This is a genomic window from Peribacillus sp. NPDC046944 (assembly GCF_050272735.1).
Taxonomy (GTDB): Bacteria; Bacillota; Bacilli; order Bacillales; family DSM-1321; genus Peribacillus.
Genome location: NZ_JBNNML010000001.1, coordinates 407456 through 423967, shown reverse-complemented (window position 1 = coordinate 423967; position 16512 = coordinate 407456). Strand labels below are relative to the sequence as shown.

Genomic DNA, 16512 nt, shown 5'->3' with positions numbered 1-16512 from the left:
AACCAGTTACTGGTAGTATATCAAAATGAACCGGTTTTCGATATATAACAAATGGAGGTGCGCATATGTCAAAAGGCTTCATTCATCATATCGAGATCAATGTCTCCGACTTGAAAAGAACCGTGACATTTTGGAGTTGGTTTTTGGAGGAGCTAGGGTATCGTCCTTTCCAGGAATGGGATGGGGGGAGGAGCTGGAGAATCGATGATCTGTATGTGGTGTTTGTTCAAGCAGAGAAGCGTTTTCTCGAAATTCCCTTTCATAGGGGAAGAGTGGGGCTTAATCATCTAGCCTTTCATGCAAGCTCACGCCAGGAAGTGGATGAGATGACACATAAATTAAAACAGCAGGGAATGCGCATTCTTTATCCCGACAGGCATCCGTTCGCTGGTGGGAAGGACCATTATGCTGTATTCTTCGAGGATCCCGATAGATTGAAAGTGGAATTGGTTGCTCCTGTTGAATCCCTTTAGGGATGGGCAAAATGATAGTGGTGATACGAATAAGGATTACTATCATTTACAGGGGCTGATGCAGATTCTACCTCAATTGTAATGGCGTTAATCAAGACAAATGCCCCAATGACTTGAATCCATCCTCCCACCAACAAGATTATTTCACCAATTTCCGTGTGTTCCTGTAAGATGAAGATATTGCCGATTGCGACTAGGAAAGAGCCCAATGATATGAGGCTGTTTCCCGTAATATTGAGAGACCTGAACGGAGAGTCCTCTGAAATATAGCCTCCGAATGCTTCAAAAGCGGCGCCAGTTCCTTGGATGCCACTACCTAAGGTATCAATTTTTAAGCCTTCTTCCTCTTCACCACTCAGTTCAATACTGATCCCAACTGAATTTGCCGTATTCCCTGTAGCTTCAAGCCAGGCGCCAATAATCGAATAAATTTGCGAGAGCTGTTGATATTCTGGATTGAACAGTTTGGTTCTCCCGATGGCTTGCAGCGAATTACCGAACGCCTCGATTCCATTGCCTTGAACAATTAAATCCTTTCCTAAATCAGAACTTGTTAAGGATTGCTGGGTCTGCCCAATCGCCTCAACAACCGATCCTATTCCCAATATCCATGCCCCTATAATAAGGAGGTCTTCTCCGCTTGTATTCATAGTCCAACGCCCCTTACAAGAAGTTACCTTATGGTATTCCGGGAAGTACGTTTATGTACAGGTAAACGATGAGGAATATCATATAATTTGGATATTTATGTTAAACTGGATAGGGAGTTATTTACCTTTTAATAAAAAATAAGAATGTTATTAACCATGTAGGCGGGGGTTCAAATGGGGATATTTTTTATAAAGAGAGGAAATGCGAAAAGAACAAAAGCGAATATGATCCTTCATACGATGATTGCGGTAGCGATGATCATCCTTTTAGTGATGGCAATCATCAACGGAAAAGATTTCTTTTACTTAAAGCTGATTTTCCTATTAGCGGGTATAAGTTCGATTATAGATGGATTGGAAAGCTATTTACAAAAGGAAAAAAGGAAAGTCTATCTGCTTGATTTCGGATATGCGTTGGTTTGGTTCTTATTGGTTTATATGTATACGACCATGTAAGAGGGGAGGGGACATGACGATGAAGGGTGCAATACAGGTCATAATGGCGATGCTGTTCCTTATGATTTTCACGTTTTGTGCGTGGTATGAAGGAAGCGAAATCTTGGACAATCCATGGGAGTGGGAATATTCGACGCCTTTTTCGGAGCTATTACACACTCAAGTTGAAGGCCCGGAGGATATTTCCAATCTGGACTATTTTGTGTACGCGGCCAAGTTCAGGCCGTTGTTCCCGGCACTTATGATGTTGACACTATTATATCTAGTCACGCTAACGGGCCTTACAGTAAGTAAAGGAAGCCAGAAAAAATCGGCTTTCTTCCTAACTGGGCTGGGCGTTTTATTGCTGCTCATGAGCGGTTTGATTTGGAGTTCACCGACGGTTGGGGGCCATTTCTTCAAGGGGATTTCTCTAATCTTGGGTATAGTGTCCATCTTGCTCGGAGCGTTGTACTACTTTAAATGGACACCCACATCCAAAAGAGTGGCTTAGTTATAGGTACTCTATGAATTTGAATATATATATATATAGAAGAAACTCGGAATATATGAGCCACAAAAAAGGAACAGCCCGCATTAATAGGGCTGTTCCTTTTTTGTGGCTCATGATTTTATCTTTCCTATATAATAGGAAGAAACTCGATATGGACTAGAGGTTCTTACAATTTTTCAGATACTGATTTGGATTGCATATGCAACGTCAAGAAGTCAGGGCCGCCTGCTTTTGAACAAGTTCCGGACATATTGTACCCTCCGAACGGTTGGTACCCAACGATTGCTCCTGTACAGCCACGATTAAAGTATAGGTTCCCTACGAAGAAGTCCTCGCGTGCTTGTTCGATATGGTCACGGTTTGTTGAAATGACTGCACCCGTTAAACCGTATTCTGTGTTATTGGCGATTTCTAGAGCTTCGTCAAAGTCTTTTGCTTTGGAAACGGCGACGATTGGACCGAAGATTTCCTCTTGCATCAAGCGTGCTCTTGGTGCTACATCTGCGACAACAGTTGGTTGAATGAAGTAGCCGATTGAATCATCCGCTTCACCACCCGTTAGGATGCGGCCTTCTTCTTTTGCGACGTCAAAGTAGCTTGTCACTTTTTTGAAGGCTTTATCATCAATGACGGTAGCCATGAAGTTATTATGGTCGGTCGGATCTCCGACGGTTAGTTCTTTTGTCAATTCAACCACCCGGTCCAACACGGTATCGTAAACATCTTCGACGATGATGGCCCGTGAGCATGCAGAACACTTTTGGCCACTGAAGCCGAACGCGGATTTAACGATGGACTGTGCAGCCAATTCAAGATCGGCCTCTTTGTCGACGACGATGGTATCTTTCCCGCCCATTTCGGCAATGACGCGCTTGATCCAAATTTGTCCTTCGTTTACTGCTGCCGCGCGTTGGTTAATGCGCAAACCGACATCGCGTGAACCAGTGAAGCTGATGAAGCGAGTGCGTGGGTGATCGACTAAGTAATCGCCAACCTCACCACCAGGTCCTGGGATGTAGTTCACGACACCAGCTGGAAGGCCGGCCTCTTCAAGGATTTCGATGAATTTATACGCAATGATTGGTGTTGTGGATGCCGGTTTCAGTAAGATGGTGTTCCCTGTAACCACTGCTGCCACGGCTGTCCCGGCCATGATTGCAAATGGGAAGTTCCATGGTGAAATGATGACACCGACACCTAGTGGGATATAGCCAAATTTATTATATTCGCCTGGAAGGCTTTTTACTGGTTTTCCGTCTTTCATTTCGAGCATTTGACGTGCATAATATTCCATGAAGTCAATGGCTTCCGCTGTGTCAGCATCTGCTTCCACCCATGGTTTACCTGCTTCGATTGTCATGATTGCAGACATTTCATGACGACGACGTCTTGTAATCGCAGCTGCTTTAAATAGAATGTCAGCCCGAACTTCAGGTTTTACTTTGCTCCAAGTTTTGAATGTTTGATCGGCAACTTGCATCGCTTTTTCAGCCAGTTCTTTGTTTGCCTTAGATACAGTGCCTACGACTTCGGTTTTTTTAGCCGGATTGTAAGAAGTGATTTTATCATGAGTAGTAATGCGTTCCCCACCAATAACTAATGGATAATCTTTTCCAAGTTCACTTTGAACCTTTTGAATGGCCTCAGTGTAAGCTTGTTGGTTTTCCTTTTTTGAAAAGTCAGTTAGTTGTTCAGTTGTGTATGGAATCAATTTAATATCCTCCTTATAATCACGGGTGCCAAATAATTGTGCACTTATGTTATTGTTAATATATATATAATGCAACATTTTTTGGCATATTACAATAACTTTTCCGAAAATTTACAAAAATTCAAAAGGGGTGTTCCAATGAAACAGCAAGATTTGCACGAGATTTATAAATATATCACGGACAATATTTCAGCAGGAATACACGCCGTGGATGCTCAGGGGAAAACCGTGATCTATAATGCAAAAATGCGGGAGCTAAAAGGGATTCATTCGCTTGAGGAAGATCAATTCGAGCAAGAAATGATCGCTAAAATTAATGACAGCCATCTTTATCGGGTCCTGAAAACATGTGAGCCGATTAAGAACTACAAAATGAATTTCTGGAATCGTGTCGGTCAGGAAATTGTGACGATTTCCGATATTCTGCCGATTAAAAAAGACGATGAATTGATTGGCGCTGTCGAGATATCGAAGGATATTACCGAGAGGGAATTAATGGCCTATCAACCATTGCGGCGGTATGGGCAACCCCTCACATTCGATATCATTACAGCTGTTTCCCCACTTATGGCAGGGGTGATCGAACGGGCCAAGATGGCTGCCAAAACGAGGATGCCTGTTTTGCTTTATGGGGAGTCCGGGACGGGAAAGGACATGATTGCAGAAGGGATCCATCATGATTTGAACCCTGAAAATGATCATTTCATTACACTGATTTGCCGGAATGATGAACAAGCGTTGATCGACCAGCTGAAGCAGCAAATCGATAAAAATGAACAGGTCACGATTTTTTGTGAGCGTGTGGAATACCTTTCCCTTGAAGGTCAGGAAAGGATTCTTAATCTGTTCATGGAACATCTTGAGAGTCACGTTTTTATAGCAAGCGTCGGAAAAGACCCGATTGATTTGATCGAGAAAGGGCAGCTTTCCAAGGATTTATATTACTTCTTTGCATCGGTTTGTATAAATGTCCCCGCATTAAGTGATCGAAAAGAAGATATTAAGCCATTTATATCGGACTACTTTAAGCGCTATCGCAATAATACCGGAAGCCGGATCCAAGGGCTTTCAGCTAAAGTGGAACAGATCTTTCTCGATTATGATTGGCCAGGAAATTTAAAAGAGCTAGAAGTATTGCTGGATGATATAACCAGTACGATGACGAATGAAACATCCATTGATTTTGATATGCTGCCGATTTATTTCAGGTGGAAGATCCAAAGCGAGGAGCTTTCCGATACGACGGGGAACATGTTTGTAGCGGAAAATGAAAAAGATATTCGTCCATTAAGCGTATTCATGAACGAAGTCGAAGAGTACTATATCCAAAATGCCTTGAAAATGTTCGATGGCAACGTTTCGCAAACGGCAAAAGCACTTGGCCTTCGGAGGCAAAGCCTGCAATACCGCCTCAAAAAATTCAATGAGTAACAGGAAAACCCGAATGATGGTCATTCGGGTTTTCCTGTATAAAAAAATGACTCCCGAAAACGACGGGAATCATCCAGTTTGCCTTATCGTGTTTTTTGCTTAACTGCACGTCTTTTTGAAAGTCGGCCCAGTATAAATGCTCCGGTCGCTACGCTGATCCCGATATTTGTTTTCTTGTTGAAGACTTGCTTTGTGACCAATGTCAGGTTTTGAGGTCTTTCGGCCAATCGTCTCATGAAGTATCCATACCAATCGGCGCCAAATGGGACATATGTACAGAAATTATATCCTTCTTTTGCAAGCTCTAGCTGTAATTCTTTACGGAAGCCATAAAGCATTTGGAATTCGAATTTTTCTTTAGGGATATTATTTTGGATGACGAACTTCTTAACATGGTTGATGACACGATGATCGTGTGTCGCAATCGATGTGAATTTTCCGTGCAATAAGTGGTATTCAATCAGGTCGATATAGTGTTTATCGATTTCCTCTTTACTTTGATACGCAATCGTTTCAGGTTCTTTGTAGGCTCCTTTTACAATTCGTAAACGGTAATCCTTGAATCGCTCGATATTCTCCATCGATTCGTGAAAGTAAGCCTGAATGACGGTCCCTACGTTACCAAAGTGTTCTTGGACCGTTTCCATCAAATCGAATGAGGGATGTAAGCGTTCATAATTTTCCATATCGAAATTGATGAAAATATTATATTCCTTCGCTTTTTCAGCGATTTCTAATAAATTCTGAAGACAAAAATCATAATCAATATCTAAACCAAGCTGTGATGGTTTGAGGGATATATGTGCATCTGCCTGGTTTTCATGAATGGCTTCGATTACCTTGATGATTTGTTCCTTTGCTGCCGTCGCTTCGCTTTTTTCGAATACAAATTCACCAAGGTTATCTACTGTACAGGAAATACCTTGTTGATTTAAATGTTTGATGGTATGAATCGTTTCTTCAATGTTCGTCCCTGCGACCACACTTTGTGCCCCAAGCTTTAACCCATACCGTTGTGCAGCGCTGTTCAAGGTTTTATTTTCTGACAGATGAATAAAAAAATCACGTAAAATCATGTGATTGCCCCCTAAATTATGAAATTATTTGAAGATTATAATATTTTTTCAAGAAAATCAAATCGTTTTTTTTTCTTTTTCTGTGAAACTTTGAAAATAAGCTTTGGTAATAAAGGGTTTTCAAGGAAAAATAAATATTTTCCAGGTATTCAAAATATAAACATCTTTATTTTCTGTCTTTTCAAAAAACTATTTATGAATTATGATGTGTATTAATTTCATGTTTGTAAAATATAGGGGGTAGTGATGGAGAATTATAACGTACAAATTCAAACAATCGACACGCATACGATGGGGGAAGCTACACGAATTGTCATCGATGGATTCCCTGAAATCATGGGGGAAACCATGATGGATAAAAAGAATTATGTGCGAGATCATTTTGATGATTTCCGCAAGTTGCTGATGAATGAGCCGCGTGGACACAAAGATATGTTCGGAGCCATTCTAACAAAACCGACACATCCCAAGGCGGATATAGGCGTCATCTTCATGGACAGCGGATCTTACTTGAACATGTGTGGCCACGGAACGATTGGGACTGTAACCATGTGTCTAACGAAAGCGCTCATACCTAAAAAAGATAGAGTGTTCATTGATACGCCTGCAGGTTTGATAGAGTGCTTGATTACGTATAAAGATAACGTGGTCGAAAGCGTGTCATTCCAAAACGTTTCGTCATTCGTTCTCTACAAGGAAACCCCTGTTCACCTGTCAGATGATCGACAGGTAAACGTGGATGTGGCATTTGGGGGAAGTTTTTTTGGAATAGTGAATGCTCATGATTTAGGAATAGAGATCTCACTGGAAAATAAAAACGAAATGATACATAAGGCTTTGGAAATCCGCGATAAATTGAACAGTCAGTTATCCATCGAACATCCGTTGAAGCCGGAAATCAATACGGTTGATTTAATAGAAATCAGCGAAAAGGTAGGGCCTAACCATTATCGGAATGTTGTCATATTCGGTGATGGGCAAATAGACCGATCACCTTGTGGGACAGGAACTTGTGCGAAAATGGCAACCTTGGACCTGGAAGCGGGCGAATCAATCATTCAGGAAAGCATTATCGGATCGAAGTTCAAAGGGACGGTAGTGAAGCATACAGAAGTAGCGGGGATTGAAGCCGTAATTCCTGAGATTACAGGATCAGCATGGATTACTGGGGAACACCTTTTTGTATTACAGAACCATGATGTGTATGAAACAGGATTCTCTATTTAATTTTATTACAATAACATAATTGGAGGCGCTTCCATGAAATCGGTATCAAACTATCAGATTATTATCATTGGGTTCATGCTTTTCGCTATGTTTTTAGGTGCTGGGAATGTCATCTTCGCCCCGGTTCTTGGTCAAGAAGCCGGTACGAACACCGTCATTGCGATGGGTGGATTTCTCATCACGGGTGTTGGTTTGGTCATTCTCGCAATCATTGCTTTAACGAAAGGGGGCGGGACCGTCGAAAAATTGGCGAGCCGGGTGCACCCCAAGTTCGCTCTAGTATTTAGTGTCCTTCTGTTTCTAGCGTTAGGGCCCTTATATGTCATTCCCCGAACAACGAGTGTCGTGTATGAAATCGGCATTCGCCAGTTGATTCCTCAATCTACTATGCACGTATTTTTCTTACTGGGTTTCTCTATCATCTTCATTGGACTAACCATCTATTTATCCTGGGAAACTTCTAAATTCGTGGATCGACTCGGTAAAATGATCACACCAATCTTTGGGGTCCTGCTTGTGATCTTGGTTGGTAAATCCATCTTCACGCCCATGGGTTCGATTCATGCCCCTGCAACAGGTGCTGGGTATGAAACGTCAACCGCTGCCTTTTTAAAAGGCTTTACGCAAGGCTATTTCACAATGGACGTTTTAGCGGCATTTGTATTTGGCGGCATCTTCATCAAATCAGTCGATGCTTTAGGTGTGAAGTCAGCTAAGGAAGTTTCCTCGGTCTTCATTAAAGCGGGGGTCGTCACGTTGATAGGCCTGATTTTATTGCAGGTTTCCATGGCTTGGATCGGTGCGTCCAGTGTCGATGCCATCGGGTATAAACAAAATGGTGGTGAACTGATTGCATTGGCGTCTAAGTCTTTGTTTGGGCAAGTGGGCCTGTACTTAATCGGTGTGGTCATTTTCCTGACAGGCATTACGACCAATGTTGCTTGTCTTGCGGCCGTGGCGGAATATTTTGAACGGATCATTCCATCGATTTCCTACAAAAAATGGTTGATTCTGATTTCTGCCGTGAGCTTGGTCATCACGAACTTTGGCTTGAATACGATTCTTAACATGGCATCCCCGGTCTTAATGTTGTTATATCCGATTGCTATCGCATTAATTGCTTTAGTTTTCTTAGACAAACTATTTGGCGGAGCTCAATCGGTTTATATCGGAACCATCGTGGGCGTTACATTTGTCGCCATTTTGGATGCACTAAAAGATGCGAATCTAGCTACCTCAACCATTAATAACATCTTCTCTTTCATTCCATTTTTCACGAACGGCGCAGGCTGGATCATTACCGGCATCATCGGCTTTATCGTGGGTATGTTCTTTAAAAATAAGTCTCAAAAGAATAGTGACGTAGAGATGGAATACAACTCGACACTATCAAAGTGAGCCTTATGAAATGAGGCCGAAACCTCTACTCTTGCCAATCGATTGGTGGCCAGGGTAGAGGTTTTCCAATTCTTTGAAAGTTGTTAAGCCTATGGAATATCATAAAAAAATATAATGAACGTATGAAGGGCTACAGAAAAGGATTAGCCAGCAAAGCAGTTTCGTTCATCCTTTTTTCTAAAACTAAAAAAATCAGCCGACTTCCGTCGGAGTCCACCATCACTGAACGGAATATTGCCTTTCCATCGATTTGATCTTCTCATATAGTTCTTGATTGATAGGAGTGGGCATTTGATACTTTCTTCCCAGTTCAATAACCGTTCCAGCAAATAATTCGACTTCACTGATTCGTTGCGCCTCTACATCTTGAGCCATGGAGGGTTTGCCATTTGGACTTAATGTCCCTAATACTTTCAGCCAATACCCCAGATCCTTTTCCGTTAAATGGACACCTTCTTTTTCTGACAAAGCAATTACTTCTCTCATGGCTGCAATCATCATGTCTCTGGCTTTTCCTTCTCGCTGAATTTCGCCATAATTGCTTTGATAGATAGCAACCGTTTGATTGACCCCTACATTCAGCATGAATTTCCCCCATTGTCTTCTATACATATCCGTATCCACCTCAAAAGGCACATCCATCTGTTCAAAGAATTCTGCCAGCTTTTTTGCCTGTGGTGAAATGACACCAGGTTCCCTTGAACCAAAGCAGAGCATACCCATATGTTCGTAGGTTAGTTCATTGCCGACCTTTACTGCATCCATGCCTTGGGCCACACAATACAATACTTTATCCATTCCATACGTTTCGCCAATAATAGTTTCGCTTGTAATGCCATTCAGTAGGGAAATAATGATGGTATCATCTCCGACATGGTTCTTTACCGATTCAATGGCATTTTTCAACCCATTATATTTAACGGAAACGATCAATAAATCTGCCGGCCCGCAGTCTTCTTCAGGTGTAACGTAGTGAAAATGGCAAGGCTCCCCATTACTATAAAGCTTATCGTTTTCATATCGCATAATGCGATCGGAATCAGCTATGATCCGTAAATCCTCTGTTCTCATCTTCTTGGACAAATGGTGTCCAAACAAAACCCCTAATGCACCTAGCCCAATAATCGAAACTTTTTTCATTGTCATTTTTCCTCTACCTCCTGTACATGTCCCATTAGCATTCTAACATAATTTATTGAATATTCTCATATTTTTAATTACTATAACAGTAGTATATCGAAGGCAAAAAGAAAGGGAGTAGAGCGAGGGAATAATGGACAGAATTAAAATGGTCAAATTTGAAAATGAGTTACATGATTTAATTTCCCTACTGACAAATAATACGTGGCCTTATCACCCAGACCCAAAACCTTCTGGCGAACAAATTGTCGAAGCGTACCATAAGGGGTGGTATCAAGAAGATAAGGAAACTATCTGGATAGAAAAAGACAATGAAAAAATCGGATTGATTATAATACATGATATAACCGACACCATCCCTTCCTTTGACATTCGTTTAGACAAAAGTGTTAGAGGAAAAGGGGTTGGAACGAAAGCTGTTCATTGGATTGTAGACTATCTTTTTGGTTTACCCGATAAGAAGATTAGGATAGAAGCCTATACACGAAGTGACAACCTAGCTATGAGAAAAACATGTAACAAATGCGGATTTGTTAAAGAAGGGTACTTACGAGATGCTTGGGAAAATAATGATGGGAGTATATCGGACTCGGTTTGCTATGCATTCATTAGAAGGGATTGGGAGAAGAAAGAAATAACGCCGATACAACTAAATGAATGGCCTTTCTAATGTCTTCATTGTTAAGTTTACGGGTGCTTAGCTCCATAAAAAGGCCGCCATTTGGCGGCCTTTTTAACGTGCAATTCTTTATAATCATACACTATGCTAAATTAGTAACGGATTTTTAATCGAATCTATAAAAGCTGTTCCTATTTTATGGAGGTTATTATGTATGAAAATGAACGTCGCCTAATTACTGCCATGCAAAATGAATCTCAAAAATTTCATAAAGCATTAGATATGATAATTCGTGTACGTTTGCACCATGAAAAGCTGCCAATTGGCATTAACCACTTTCTATCTTTTATTATAGCTTATAAATAAGGTTCTATTTTTAACGTAATTTAATTGAGGAACATTTCAATATCTTTCGGTCCAAATTTTTCAGGACGTCCACAAAGGCGCCCACGTGATTTAGCTGCTGGTCGTCCTGCAGCCGTTTTACTATTTACAAAGATCCACCTTAAGTGATATATTTATCTCATAAAGATACAAATATATCACTTTTTTGGAGGGGTAACTGTTGAAACGAACATTAACTAACAAGAGTTGGCTCATTGGATTCTTAGGATTATTAGGCTTTTATGGCATTGAAGGAACACCAGCGATGTATTTATTCTTTGCCTTTTTTGGAGGATTTCAATATTATTGGTGGAATAAATTAGGTGCCGAGGAAGATGAACGTTTAATCAAAAATCGCAATCTTGCAGGATCAATAGCTTTTCGCTTCGCCTTCTGTTTTGGATTTTTGAGCAGCTTGCTATTAAGTTTTATTTCGCGAGATTATGAATTATTATATCGATTGGAATTAATTATCTTAGCTCTAACCTTCGCTCTAGGAACGAATTTATGGGCGTTTTTGACTTATAAATATGATATGGGTGAGTAATGATGACAGTTTTTACAACACAGCTAAAAAAATATCGTCTTTTAAAAGATTTAACCCAGGAGGAACTTGCACAACGTGTAGGTGTTCGTAGAGAAACAATTATGCGTCTAGAAAATGCAAAATATAACCCTTCTTTGGAATTAGCCGTTCGAATTGCAATAGAATTAGATGCTTCAATTGACGACTTGTTTCATTTTGAATTTGAAAAATAAAAGGAGATGTTCTTTCCTAATCTTCCACAATCGGGCGCGATTGTGGAAGAAAAAAAGAGGAGCTTTTTTACTATCGGGGCAGCATTCCTGTACTAAATGAAAGTGTAGTTCTAGTTTGTGAAAAATAGTCTTATATTCATGTTAGAGATATAAATCTTTCTTGTTCGATTATCAGGGTAGGTAATTGAACAAGAAATTTTAACATGATTTTATTTACCAATATCTTGTATTGCAAGGTATTCCGTGATAGTGTAGGATTTAATACCTTGCAATGCAAGGGTAAGGGAGAGGTGAATATTTTTTGTCTACAACTCAAATGTTAAAGGGCCTTATAGATGGATGCATATTGGCAATCATCCATGAGAAAGAAGTTTATGGGTATGAACTTGCGGAAAAACTTGAGCAATATGGCTTTGATTCCTTTAGTGAAGGGACGATTTATCCGCTTCTCATACGGTTCCAAAAAGAAGAATTGGTTACATCAACGTTAAAAAAGTCTACAGCCGGTCCAAAACGAAAGTATTATTCACTTACTCAAAAAGGAGAAGAGGAATTACAGCAATTCATCCAGAGATGGGATAAGATCCAAAGTTCCGTAAACTCAGTTTTACGTATGAAATGAAAATAATTACGTTAAGGAGATGAAAACCCTAGTGAAAATAAAACAAGATTTATCAAAAAAAAGCCAATCATTTTTAGAAAACTTAAAGGTTTATCTATTTTCCAGTGGTAAAGAAGATGATGATGTTGATGCAATTGTTGAAGAATTGAAAGATCATTTAATTGAGGCTGAAGCGAGAGGGAAAACAGTAGATGACATTGTCGGAGAGTCTCCTGAACAATATATGAAGCAGCTATCGAATGAGATGACCACAAACAGAAGGAGCTTGTTTAAATTCATGTTACTGATTATATTTGGAGCTCTCTCCTATTCCATCTTAACAAATGCTGTTAAAGGACACTTGTCGTACTCCCTATTTGAAATCATTGGATTTTTTATCGTTAGCTTAATTTGTATAATTGCAATAGGAAGTGTTTTTAAATTCGTAGCTGTAAATAGTTTATCAAGAAAAAAAGAATACGCACTTTATTCTTTGGTTAGTGTGTTACCAATAGTACTATTTGTAGGATTCATGTATGTAAACCGTCTTATAGAAACGCCTATGTTCCACTTTGGTAGTATTGGTATAATTATCGCTGTAATATTGGCCTTTACCTTTTTAATTGGAGTTTCCTTGTGGGCAAAGACATGGGTTGTACCAATTATTTTGGCTCTGCTTGTATTACCAGATTTTCTATTTAAATACATCCATGTTAATTCCGATACAAGATCAATTCTGTCAACCATTATCACATTTGGTGGCATTGCAATCTATTTATATATTAATCATAAAATGATCAACGAACAAACTAACTAGAAAAATCGGATCATTTATTAAACATTTTTCAACTCTTAATTTGTTATTAACCCAACAGGTGAGTCAGTTGAATAAAGAACATCTTAAAGGACCAAATTGGGTCCTTTTCTTTTTGGAAAGGATTAATAGAATGGGAGTCTTCCTAAAAGAAATGAAATGAGACCACCCCATATTCACGAAAGAAATGATTTCTTTGGTTCATCTTGGCTTAGGGTCGATTTTTCTCTTGGAAATCCACTCCAGATATAGAAATATTCAATTGATGTTATAAAATGTAACATCACGTGTTGACTTTTCATAACATTCTGACTATAATTGGGTTATTATAACAGAGCACAACATCATAAAATATCTTTCTAGGGTTCCGTTCAATCTATATTGAAGTCTGGACCGAGAGAAAGAGTATAGCAAATCATACTGCTATATACACGGAGGGATAAAAGCCCGGGAGAACTTAGTATAGTTCACCCGGGCTTTTATCTTTTTTTATAGCCATTGATGAAAGGGGTAGATGCTTATCAGCAACGTACAATTTAAGAGAAGTTTGAAGACATCACAAATTGTTGTTATGGGGCTAGCATGGATGACACCGATGATTTATTTTACGGTATATGGTGTGGTATTTGAAACAGCCGATGGCTTAATGACCCCCGCTTATATCGTGGCGTTTCTTGCCATTGTGTTTACTGCGTATAGTTACAGTCGAATGGTTAAAGTGTATCCGACCGGAGGTTCTGCGTACACCTATACGAGTAAAGCGATTCACCCAAAGGCTGGGTTTTTGGTCGGGTGGGCGTTATTGATCGATTACCTATTTTCTCCGATTATCGCCATTTTAACATTTGGGATTTTTATGCACGCTGAGTTTCCAAGCATCCCAATATTCGTTTGGATTATCCTGATGAACATTGTGCTAGCGGTTGTGAATATTATCGGAATTGGATCGGCAGCACGCATTAGTGGCTTTTCAGTGTTGGTCCAGATCGGGTTTATCCTCATCTTCTGTTTATTGACAGCTAAAGACATTGTCCTTAATCAAGGTGCCAGTGCTTTATTCACCTTAGAACCATTGCTGGTTGGTGAGGGTTCAGTTGTATCAGTTTTTTCCGGTGCGTCACTGATTTGTTTCTGCTTCTTAGGTTTTGATGCGGTTACAACAATGGCAGAAGAAACAATTGATTCGAAAAAGACGATTCCACGAGCCATCTTTTATATTATTTTCATCGCAATCACTTTGTACGCGATGATCTCGTTTTTAACAGCTATTGCATTCCCGGCATTCAGCTTTGCAGATCCAGACAATGCGGCGTATAGCTTGATTCAAATGGTCGGCGGCAATTTGTTTAGTACCCTCTTCATCATGGTGCTGATTATTGCGACATTCACACAAGGCTTGTCTTCAATGACCAGTGTAACACGTTTTCTCTATGCATTAGGGGAAGCATCCGTTTTACCGAAAAAGGTATTTACTTCATTACATCCAAAACTACGTACACCCATTCTTAACATTTTGTTTGTATCAACAATCTCCTTATCAGCCATTTTCATCAACCTTGATACGGCGGTATTGTTCGTCAGCTTTGGCGCTTTGACCGGTTTTATCTTTGTTAATTTAAGCGTTATTTCCCACTACTATATCAAGGAGCAGAATCGAGGGTTCAAAGCCACCTTCTTCTATCTGGTTTTCCCAAGCATTGGGGTGTTGTTCATCGGATGGTTATGGACGCTACTCGATCCTCATACTTTATGGATTGGGGGAGCATGGGTTGCCTTTGGATTTGTCTACTTATTTTTGAAAAATAGAATCACGGCACCGAGTTTAAGGAATTTAGATAAAAAGTTGGTTTAAAAATCAGAATATTCAATCTATAGGAGGCGGTTATATGCAACAGACAAGTGTGATCGTATCAAAAGTCATTCCAGCAGGGGGCAAATGGTCGGCGTTCATCAAACGCGGCAAAGAAATTACCTTTACCGTGTCAGCGGAACAAGCGAATGTATCGTTGTTGCTATTTAACGCACATGATTTGGCAGAACGCTACAATATGCCGGATTCATTAAAAGCTCAATATACTGCCTTTTTTACGAAGCATAATGTATTAATGAGTGACCAAGGCCGTGTTCTAGCGAGCATTACCGAAGATTCTGTCGGCTGGCATGATACCATCGGCGGTTATTCGACAAAAGCGCAAATTGACTCACAATTCGGCGAAACAACGTATCAAGAATCACGCAATGAACGCTATCGTAATGGAGAAGATAACTTGCTTATCGAATTGTTCCGTAATGGCTTAAGCCGCCAAGATTTAGGACCTGTTGTCAACTTATTTTCAAAAGTATCCTGTGATGATGCAGGCTATATGCATCTAGCACCCGATCATGTAAAAGCTGGAGATACAGTGACATTACGGACGGAGATGGATGTTTTCATGGCTCTGTCGAATACGCCCCATCCATTATCGGAAGCGACCACTTATCCACAAGCGGAAGTAACCGTGGAAGTAAAGGATACGATGCCTGCAACCGGAGATGATCCATGCGTCCTTCACCGCGATGAAAATAAGCGCGCATATGAGAATACGTGGGAATATGTACAACTTACACAAGGAGGCGTTCTCTAATGGCTGTATTTAATAATGTTGAAAGTGAACGACAAGAGGCGAAGGCCATTTATTCGAAAAGGTTGTTAGCGGGCGATGGCTGGTTACATACATTAGAACCGGGCCAAGTATTACGAATCGTGGACTTGGAAGGCAATCAAGCAGCAGATACATTATTTTTCAATGCAGAGGTACCGACAGATCACTATAGCGCGGTTAAAACGATTCAGAAACAAAAAAATATCTATCTATCAACAGGCTCCGTTTTACTGTCCGAGATGGGTACAGAACTAGTTGAAATTGTCGCCGATACGTGTGGGCGTCACGATACACTAGGCGGCTCATGTTCAGCCCAAAGCAATACAGTACGTTATGCCCGCGAAACGTTACCCATGCACAATTGCCGTGACACATATATGTTGCAGTTAGCGAAAAGCGATCAATATCAACACATGCAAAAACGTGATTTATCCCCTAATGTAAACTTCTTCATGAATGTGCCTGTCACACTTGAGGGCGGCCTGAAATTTGATGATGGAGTTTCCGCTCCAGGTAAATATGTGGAGATGCGTGCCATCACACGTACAGTGGTGCTCATTAGCAACTGTCCACAGCTCAACAATCCATGTAATGCGTATAATCCAACACCAATTCAACTACTAATTTGGGAAGGGTGA

Annotated in this window: 19 protein-coding genes, 1 pseudogene and 1 riboswitch; of the genes and pseudogenes, 15 read left to right on the top strand and 5 right to left on the bottom strand. The window is 40.3% G+C overall.

Features of this window, described 5'->3' with window-relative positions:
* Positions 1-65 precede the first annotated feature (65 nt).
* Complete coding sequence (locus ACQKIC_RS02185) at positions 66-473, top strand: VOC family protein (RefSeq protein ID WP_403124747.1); 408 nt, start codon at positions 66-68, stop codon at positions 471-473.
* Here the strand turns inward: ACQKIC_RS02185 and ACQKIC_RS02180 are convergent.
* The gene (locus ACQKIC_RS02180) at positions 470-1123 is read right to left on the bottom strand and encodes a DUF6944 family repetitive protein (RefSeq protein ID WP_403124744.1); all 654 of its coding nucleotides are present in this window, start codon (positions 1121-1123) and stop codon (positions 470-472) included. The genes ACQKIC_RS02185 and ACQKIC_RS02180 overlap by 4 nt on opposite strands.
* Positions 1124-1297: 174 nt before the next feature.
* On the opposite strand from ACQKIC_RS02180, the gene ACQKIC_RS02175 reads away from it, so the two are divergent.
* A complete protein-coding gene (locus ACQKIC_RS02175) occupies positions 1298-1579 on the top strand; it encodes a hypothetical protein (protein ID WP_403124741.1) in 282 nt (93 codons plus the stop codon).
* Positions 1580-1598: 19 nt separating this feature from the next.
* The gene (locus ACQKIC_RS02170; RefSeq protein WP_403124739.1) at positions 1599-2072 is read left to right on the top strand and encodes a DUF4306 domain-containing protein; all 474 of its coding nucleotides are present in this window, start codon (positions 1599-1601) and stop codon (positions 2070-2072) included.
* Between the two features lie 166 nt (positions 2073-2238).
* Here ACQKIC_RS02170 and pruA read toward each other — a convergent pair whose 3' ends face one another.
* Positions 2239-3783 (bottom strand): L-glutamate gamma-semialdehyde dehydrogenase, encoded by a 1545-nt coding sequence (gene pruA / locus ACQKIC_RS02165; protein ID WP_402957277.1) that lies wholly within the window; start codon positions 3781-3783, stop codon positions 2239-2241.
* A 138-nt stretch (positions 3784-3921) separates the two neighbouring features.
* Here pruA and ACQKIC_RS02160 point away from each other — a divergent pair, with 138 nt between their 5' ends.
* Positions 3922-5214 carry a sigma 54-interacting transcriptional regulator gene (locus ACQKIC_RS02160; protein WP_402987165.1) on the top strand — a complete coding sequence of 431 codons (1293 nt, stop codon included), beginning with the start codon at positions 3922-3924 and terminating at the stop codon, positions 5212-5214.
* Positions 5215-5297: 83 nt separating this feature from the next.
* Here the strand turns inward: ACQKIC_RS02160 and ACQKIC_RS02155 are convergent, their stop codons facing one another.
* The gene (locus tag ACQKIC_RS02155; RefSeq protein WP_402874090.1) at positions 5298-6290 is read right to left on the bottom strand and encodes a proline dehydrogenase family protein; all 993 of its coding nucleotides are present in this window, start codon (positions 6288-6290) and stop codon (positions 5298-5300) included.
* Between the two features lie 246 nt (positions 6291-6536).
* Here ACQKIC_RS02155 and ACQKIC_RS02150 point away from each other — a divergent pair, with 246 nt between their 5' ends.
* Positions 6537-7517: a proline racemase family protein gene (locus ACQKIC_RS02150; RefSeq protein ID WP_427590895.1), complete on the top strand. Its 981-nt coding sequence runs from the start codon at positions 6537-6539 to the stop codon at positions 7515-7517.
* A 33-nt stretch (positions 7518-7550) separates the two neighbouring features.
* Positions 7551-8915: a branched-chain amino acid transport system II carrier protein gene (gene brnQ, locus ACQKIC_RS02145; protein WP_427590894.1), complete on the top strand. Its 1365-nt coding sequence runs from the start codon at positions 7551-7553 to the stop codon at positions 8913-8915.
* Positions 8916-9134: 219 nt separating this feature from the next.
* Here the strand turns inward: brnQ and ACQKIC_RS02140 are convergent, their stop codons facing one another.
* A complete protein-coding gene (locus tag ACQKIC_RS02140) occupies positions 9135-10061 on the bottom strand; it encodes a ketopantoate reductase family protein (RefSeq protein ID WP_427590893.1) in 927 nt (308 codons plus the stop codon).
* Positions 10062-10203: 142 nt separating this feature from the next.
* Between ACQKIC_RS02140 and ACQKIC_RS02135 the strand changes: the two genes are divergently transcribed.
* The gene (locus ACQKIC_RS02135; protein ID WP_427668516.1) at positions 10204-10725 is read left to right on the top strand and encodes a GNAT family N-acetyltransferase; all 522 of its coding nucleotides are present in this window, start codon (positions 10204-10206) and stop codon (positions 10723-10725) included.
* 159 nt (positions 10726-10884) lie between these two features.
* Complete coding sequence (locus ACQKIC_RS02130; RefSeq protein WP_427590891.1) at positions 10885-11040, top strand: hypothetical protein; 156 nt, start codon at positions 10885-10887, stop codon at positions 11038-11040.
* Between the two features lie 32 nt (positions 11041-11072).
* On the opposite strand, the pseudogene ACQKIC_RS02125 reads toward ACQKIC_RS02130, so the two are convergent.
* Positions 11073-11156 (bottom strand): annotated as a pseudogene (locus ACQKIC_RS02125) (recombinase family protein); the annotation flags it as partial.
* 83 nt (positions 11157-11239) lie between these two features.
* Here ACQKIC_RS02125 and ACQKIC_RS02120 point away from each other — a divergent pair.
* The 7 genes from ACQKIC_RS02120 to ACQKIC_RS02090 all read left to right on the top strand — a co-directional run bounded on the left by ACQKIC_RS02120 (position 11240) and on the right by ACQKIC_RS02090 (position 16512).
* Positions 11240-11605, top strand: a complete 366-nt coding sequence (locus ACQKIC_RS02120; RefSeq protein WP_427590890.1) for a DUF3796 domain-containing protein — start codon at positions 11240-11242, stop codon at positions 11603-11605.
* Between the two features lie 2 nt (positions 11606-11607).
* Positions 11608-11817, top strand: a complete 210-nt coding sequence (locus ACQKIC_RS02115; RefSeq protein WP_427590889.1) for a helix-turn-helix transcriptional regulator — start codon at positions 11608-11610, stop codon at positions 11815-11817.
* 301 nt (positions 11818-12118) lie between these two features.
* Positions 12119-12439 carry a PadR family transcriptional regulator gene (locus tag ACQKIC_RS02110; RefSeq protein WP_427590888.1) on the top strand — a complete coding sequence of 107 codons (321 nt, stop codon included), beginning with the start codon at positions 12119-12121 and terminating at the stop codon, positions 12437-12439.
* 31 nt (positions 12440-12470) lie between these two features.
* Positions 12471-13235, top strand: coding sequence for a DUF1129 family protein (locus tag ACQKIC_RS02105; protein ID WP_427590887.1), 765 nt, complete (start codon positions 12471-12473; stop codon positions 13233-13235).
* Between the two features lie 345 nt (positions 13236-13580).
* A riboswitch (guanidine-I (ykkC/yxkD leader) is annotated at positions 13581-13688 on the top strand.
* A 91-nt stretch (positions 13689-13779) separates the two neighbouring features.
* The gene (locus tag ACQKIC_RS02100; protein WP_402874099.1) at positions 13780-15084 is read left to right on the top strand and encodes an APC family permease; all 1305 of its coding nucleotides are present in this window, start codon (positions 13780-13782) and stop codon (positions 15082-15084) included.
* Positions 15085-15118: 34 nt separating this feature from the next.
* Positions 15119-15856 carry an urea amidolyase associated protein UAAP1 gene (locus tag ACQKIC_RS02095; protein ID WP_427590886.1) on the top strand — a complete coding sequence of 246 codons (738 nt, stop codon included), beginning with the start codon at positions 15119-15121 and terminating at the stop codon, positions 15854-15856.
* Positions 15856-16512 carry an urea amidolyase associated protein UAAP2 gene (locus ACQKIC_RS02090; RefSeq protein ID WP_402874105.1) on the top strand — a complete coding sequence of 219 codons (657 nt, stop codon included), beginning with the start codon at positions 15856-15858 and terminating at the stop codon, positions 16510-16512. The genes ACQKIC_RS02095 and ACQKIC_RS02090 overlap by 1 nt, the downstream gene beginning before the upstream one ends.

Bases quoted from the DNA above. Each gene is read 5' to 3' on its own strand.
- ACQKIC_RS02185 (WP_403124747.1), top strand. From the start codon at position 66: ATGTCAAAAGGCTTCATTCATCATATCGAGATCAATGTCTCCGACTTG.
- ACQKIC_RS02180 (WP_403124744.1), bottom strand. From the start codon at position 1,123: ATGAATACAAGCGGAGAAGACCTCCTTATTATAGGGGCATGGATATTG.
- ACQKIC_RS02175 (WP_403124741.1), top strand. From the start codon at position 1,298: ATGGGGATATTTTTTATAAAGAGAGGAAATGCGAAAAGAACAAAAGCG.
- ACQKIC_RS02170 (WP_403124739.1), top strand. From the start codon at position 1,599: ATGAAGGGTGCAATACAGGTCATAATGGCGATGCTGTTCCTTATGATT.
- ACQKIC_RS02160 (WP_402987165.1), top strand. From the start codon at position 3,922: ATGAAACAGCAAGATTTGCACGAGATTTATAAATATATCACGGACAAT.
- ACQKIC_RS02155 (WP_402874090.1), bottom strand. From the start codon at position 6,290: ATGATTTTACGTGATTTTTTTATTCATCTGTCAGAAAATAAAACCTTG.
- ACQKIC_RS02150 (WP_427590895.1), top strand. From the start codon at position 6,537: ATGGAGAATTATAACGTACAAATTCAAACAATCGACACGCATACGATG.
- brnQ (WP_427590894.1), top strand. From the start codon at position 7,551: ATGAAATCGGTATCAAACTATCAGATTATTATCATTGGGTTCATGCTT.
- ACQKIC_RS02140 (WP_427590893.1), bottom strand. From the start codon at position 10,061: ATGACAATGAAAAAAGTTTCGATTATTGGGCTAGGTGCATTAGGGGTT.
- ACQKIC_RS02135 (WP_427668516.1), top strand. From the start codon at position 10,204: ATGGTCAAATTTGAAAATGAGTTACATGATTTAATTTCCCTACTGACA.
- ACQKIC_RS02130 (WP_427590891.1), top strand. From the start codon at position 10,885: ATGTATGAAAATGAACGTCGCCTAATTACTGCCATGCAAAATGAATCT.
- ACQKIC_RS02115 (WP_427590889.1), top strand. From the start codon at position 11,608: ATGACAGTTTTTACAACACAGCTAAAAAAATATCGTCTTTTAAAAGAT.
- ACQKIC_RS02095 (WP_427590886.1), top strand. From the start codon at position 15,119: ATGCAACAGACAAGTGTGATCGTATCAAAAGTCATTCCAGCAGGGGGC.
- ACQKIC_RS02090 (WP_402874105.1), top strand. From the start codon at position 15,856: ATGGCTGTATTTAATAATGTTGAAAGTGAACGACAAGAGGCGAAGGCC.